Here is a 2,439-nt window from a genome sequence, read left to right as displayed (position 1 = left end):
CAGTAATAGAAGCAAGAAAAACCGCGGCTCTTGTAAGAGAATTCACCTTCAATGATTGGGATTTTCAAGATGTATGGACTATGGAAGCAGGAAGAGCATATCCTTATCTAAAAGATATGTCCATTCCAGCAGGAATTGTGATTTCAGATGCTGAGGCCGTTCCTTTTGATGGATCAGGTACGCTTCTAGATCCTTTTAAGATAACAAGTTATGAAGAGCTATATAACATTCGATTCTACCTATATGCTAACTATGTTTTAGAGAATGACATAGACTTAGAGGGTATAGAATGGAATCCTTTAGGAGTTAAGGATACACCCTTCAGTGGGTCTTTTGATGGTGGAGATAATAAAATAATGAATCTAGTCATATCAAAACCAACAACAAATAACACAGGATTATTTGGATATGTAGAAAACACAACTATTAAAAATCTAAAACTAGAAACCGTACATATTCAAGGGAAGGAACATACAGGAAGTCTAATAGGCTATATGAATGGTGGAACAGTAGAAAATGTAAGAGTAGAAGAGCCAGGCCAGGTAACAGGAACCAGTAATGTAGGAGGACTAATCGGTTATGCAGGTCTAGGAGGCCTAGTGACAAACAGTTCCGCAGGAATAGAAGTAAATGCCACAGGAAGTAATGTAGGAGGCCTTATAGGCTACAGTCGCATAACAGTAACTAAAAGCTATGTAACAGGCAAAATAACTGCCCAAACCTACTACGTAGGAGGGTTAATAGGCTACTTGAGTAATAGTGACGTCAGTTATATAGTCAAAGAAAACTATGCAACAGGAGATGTTGAAGGAAGTAGTTATGTAGGAGGATTAATAGGATATGTTAGCGGAAGAGTAAACATAGAAGATTGTTATGCCTTAGGTAACGTAAAAGCTACAACGACAGGCAGTACTACTTCAAATTATGTAGGAGGATTAATAGGACGAGCTAATGGTAGCTCAACACTTCGTAATATCATAACAAACTGTTATACAGCAGGTGAAATTGAAGCAGTAGGAAGAAATAATGGTGGATTAGTAGGGACAATTTCTAATTATACAACACTAAAAAACAGCTACTATGATGGAATAAAAGCACAAATCGTGCCAATCAAAGTAGCAGACGTTAGTCGGCTAACCACAGCCATGAAAACCCTAGATAACTATGAAGGATGGGATTTTGAAGAAGTCTGGACAATCCAAGAAGACGAAAGCTATCCCTACCTAAGAAAACTACCCAAACCATCAGCAGTAGAAGAAGGACTACCAGAGGAAGAAGTAGCAGGAGGGAAAGGAACAGCAGAAGACCCATATATTCTAATGACAAAAGACCAACTTGACAACATGCGCTACGAGATAGCAGCCCATTACAGACTAGGAAGTGACATAGACCTAGATGAAGAAGAATGGGAACCAGTAGGAAGTAGTAGCATGCCCTTTAGTGGAACGTTGGATGGGAATGGGTATAGCATTAATAATCTAGTCATAACAAAACCAACAGCAAATAACATAGGATTGTTTGGATACACACAAAACACAGTCATTAAAAATCTAAAACTAGAAAACATACATATCCAAGGAGGACAACATACAGGAAGTCTAATAGGGTATATGAATGGAGGAACAGTAGAAAATGTAAGAGTAGAAGAACCAGGGCAAGTAACAGGAACTTCTAATGTAGGAGGGCTAATTGGTTATGCAAATATAGGAGGCCTAGTGACAAACAGTTCTACAGGAATAGAAGTAAATGCCACAGGAAATAGTGTAGGAGGCCTTATAGGCTACAGTCGCATAACAGTAACTCAAAGCTATGCAACAGGCAAAACAACTGCCCAAACTTACTACGTAGGAGGATTAATAGGCTACTTAAGCAGTAGTGACGTCAGTCATATAGTCAAAGAAAACTATGCCACAGGAGACATTGAAGGAAGTAGTTATGTAGGAGGATTAGTAGGATATGTTAGCGGAAGAGCAAACATAGAAAATTGCTATGCTTTAGGTAACGTAAAAGCTACAATGACACATAGTAATGTAGGAGGATTAATAGGACAAACTTACTGCACTACCTCAAGCAGTAATAGCATAACAAACTGCTATGCAGTAGGTAAAATTGACTCAGTAGGAATCCGTAATGGAGGATTAATAGGGACAATTTCTAGTCGTACAATACTAACAAACAGTTATTACGACGGAATAAAAGCAGAGATAGTACCAAGTAAAGTAGCAGATGTCAGTAGACTAACCTCAGCCATGAAAACTTTAAATAACTATGAAGAATGGAACTTTGAAGAAATATGGACAATCCAAGAGGGGGAGAGTTATCCCTACCTAAGAAAACTACCCAAACCATCAGCAGTAGAAGAAGGCTTGCCTGAAGAAGAAGTAGCAGGAGGGAAAGGCACAGCAGAAGATCCATATATCCTAATGACAAAAGACCAAC

Annotated in this window: 1 protein-coding gene; it reads left to right on the top strand. The window is 38.6% G+C overall.

Features of this window, described 5'->3' with window-relative positions; genetic code table 11:
* On the top strand, positions 1-2,439 hold a 2,439-nt coding region (locus CHB72_RS25555; protein ID WP_278277914.1), incomplete at both ends, for a GLUG motif-containing protein.

This window comes from Anaerovirgula multivorans, assembly GCF_900188145.1.
Lineage (GTDB): Bacteria > Bacillota > Clostridia > Peptostreptococcales > Natronincolaceae > Anaerovirgula > Anaerovirgula multivorans.
This window is presented reverse-complemented; position numbering and strand designations above follow the sequence as displayed.